The 2712-nt window shown below is 63.5% G+C and carries 3 protein-coding genes; all 3 read left to right on the forward strand.

The features are described from left to right. Positions 1 to 149: 149 nt before the first annotated feature. The 3 genes from P1T08_18670 to P1T08_18680 all read left to right on the forward strand — a co-directional run bounded on the left by P1T08_18670 (position 150) and on the right by P1T08_18680 (position 2679). Positions 150 to 827, forward strand: coding sequence for a response regulator transcription factor (locus tag P1T08_18670; protein MDF1598097.1), 678 nt, complete (start codon positions 150 to 152; stop codon positions 825 to 827). Between the two features lie 143 nt (positions 828 to 970). After that, complete coding sequence (locus P1T08_18675; GenBank protein ID MDF1598098.1) at positions 971 to 1927, forward strand: ATP-binding cassette domain-containing protein; 957 nt, start codon at positions 971 to 973, stop codon at positions 1925 to 1927. A 2-nt stretch (positions 1928 to 1929) separates the two neighbouring features. After that, positions 1930 to 2679 (forward strand): hypothetical protein, encoded by a 750-nt coding sequence (locus P1T08_18680; protein ID MDF1598099.1) that lies wholly within the window; start codon positions 1930 to 1932, stop codon positions 2677 to 2679. Positions 2680 to 2712 lie beyond the last annotated feature (33 nt).

Consider the following 2712-nt stretch of genomic DNA (forward strand, 5'->3'; position numbering starts at 1 on the left):
TGGTCTCCGGCATCACCCACGACTGGCCCGCCGCCAACCAACCTCACCGAAAGCCACTTTTTCGGCAGCCACCTAGGCGGTACCTTCGATGCCGGGCCACGGCTCGGCGGCGGGTTCCGGGTCGTTGCACGATTGCCGATTGGAGAACAGTGAGCATCAAGGTTGCCGTCGTCGATGATCAGGCTCTCCTGCGTGGCGGGTTCGCCGTGATGCTCGGCCTGCAAGAGGACATTGAGGTAGTCGGCGAAGCCGGTGACGGAGCAGCCGCGATCGAGATGGCCCGCACTCATCGGCCAGATGTGATTCTTATGGACATCCGTATGCCCGGGATGGATGGCCTCGCCGCCACCGAGGCCATTATTGACGCCGCCGATTGGGAAGTGAAGGTGTTGATTCTCACCACCTTTGATCCGGACGAGTACGTGTATGAGGCTCTCCGGGCAGGAGCCAGCGGGTTCGTCCTCAAGGACATCTCGCCTGAGGATCTGGTGGCAGCGGTTCGCACCGTGGCCGATGGAGGAGCTTTGCTGGCGCCATCGGTCACAAGACGTCTGATCAGCCGGTTCGCCGCACCGCCGTCTCTCGACTCATCGGCGGTTTCTCGTCTCGACCGGCTCACCAGCCGGGAGCGGGAGGTCCTCATGGCCGTCGCCGCCGGATCAAGCAACATCGAGATCGCAGAGGACCTGTTCGTAGGTGCGGCAACCGTCAAGTCACATGTCTCCAGCGTCCTCACCAAACTCGGGCTCAACAACCGCGCCCAAGCGGTCGCGTTCGCCTATGAGAGCGGGCTGGTCAAACCCGGCGACAGCGATATCGGGTTCTGATCCAACTCCCCCATTTGGCGGATGCCGGGATAGCCGGCACCAAGAATCTTCCCCCGAACGGCGGGGCCGGGAATCCCTCCGTTGGCTGAAGACAGTTACCCCCCCTCCCAGATACCTTGGATGTAACGACCCAAGGAGAGGAAATGCAGCAGCTATCCGATCAGAAGACCAGGACGGCACCTCGGTCATATCCCATCACCATCGAGCACGTCACCAAGAGCTACGGGGGCGGTGCGGCCGTAGTCGACGACCTATCGTTTGTCGTCAAGCCTGGACGGGTGACGGGTTTTCTCGGGCCGAACGGTGCGGGCAAGTCCACGACGATGAAGATCCTGCTGGGTCTGGCCTCGCCAACGGCAGGTCAGGCCACCATCGACGGCATGGCCTACGGCGAGCTTGCCGACCCCACCGGAACGGTGGGTGCCAGCGTCGAGGCTGATGCGTTCCATCCCGGACGAAGCGGACGAAACCATCTCCGGATTCTGGCGGACGCCACCGATACGCCCCTGGAACGGGTAGACGAGGTCCTCGAACTCGTGGAGCTCGGTGGCGCAGCGAACCGACGTGCTGGTGCGTACTCGCTCGGCATGAAACAGCGTCTAGGACTTGCCGCCGCACTGCTGTGCGATCCACCGGTGCTCGTTCTCGATGAGCCCGGCAACGGCTTGGATCCGCAAGGAATCCGCACCTTGCGGAATCTGCTGCGGTCGCGGGCCGCGGAAGGCAACACGGTGTTCGTCTCCAGTCATCTACTCGGCGAGGTGGAACAACTCGCCGACGATGTCGTCGTCATCAACCAGGGCCGATTGGTGACCCAGGGGTCGCTGGACGAGCTGCGGCAATCCGCATCCCTCGTCCGGGCCGCCTCGTCGGAGGCTCTACAAGTCACCCTCGAAGCAGCAGGTGGCGTCGTCGAATCCGGACAACCCGACACCCTCGTGGTCCGTGGCCTCTCCCTCGACGAGATCGGGGAACAGGCCTTCCGCGCCGGCATCGCTCTGCATGAACTGTCACGCCACAACGACTCGCTAGAGGATCGTTTCTTCGCTTGGACCGGAGATACGGCTGGCGGCACACCCCAGTCCAACACGAAGGAGTAATCATGAACACGCTTCGAACCATCCGGGCCGAAATCCGCAAGCTGACCAGCACGAAGATGCCATTGGCCTTTCTCGCCGTGCTTGTAGTGATCGGCGCGGCGAACGCCACCGCGGTGGCGTTTGGCACCGACATGGATGGCAGCAAGACCTTCATCTCGACCGCGGCAGACCAGCAGTCACTGATGGCCTTCGCTGCCAACGCCCTCATAATTGCCGCGTTATTCGGCGCCATGGCTGTTGCTCGCGAATACGGTCACGGTACCGTTGTTCTCACCTTCCTGACCACACCCCGCCGCCCCCAAGCCGTCTTCGGGCAACTCGCGGCGGTCTTCGTGGCCGGCTGCATGCTCGGACTCGTAGGTGCTGGCCTCAGCGCCGGTTCGGTCGCAGTGGGGCTCACCGCGACTGACTACGGGTTCATGGTCTCTCTCGCTGATCTGGCGCAGGTCCTCGCGGCATCGACATTCGCAGGAGGCGCCGGTGCTGTGCTCGGCGCTGGGATTGGCGCCCTCGTCCGCAATACGGGCGGTGCGGTCACCGGCACCATCGTGCTGCTGATCATCTTGCCGCCGCTAGCCATACAAGCGGTCAGCGAGACCGCATCGTGGATACCTAACACCCTCGCCAACGTCGTCTCGGGAGTTGACAACGCCGTAGGTATGGGAGCGGCGATCGCGGCCATCGGGATGTGGGCCCTCGTTCCTGCTGCTGTCGCTCGCCAGCTTGATGGGACCACCGGTTCGCCAGTGTGATGGGACCGGGTTGGGGTTCGGTCAGGTCCGGCG

It is taken from the genome of Acidimicrobiia bacterium, from assembly GCA_029210695.1.
Lineage (GTDB): Bacteria > Actinomycetota > Acidimicrobiia > Spongiisociales > JAHEDJ01 > JAHEDJ01.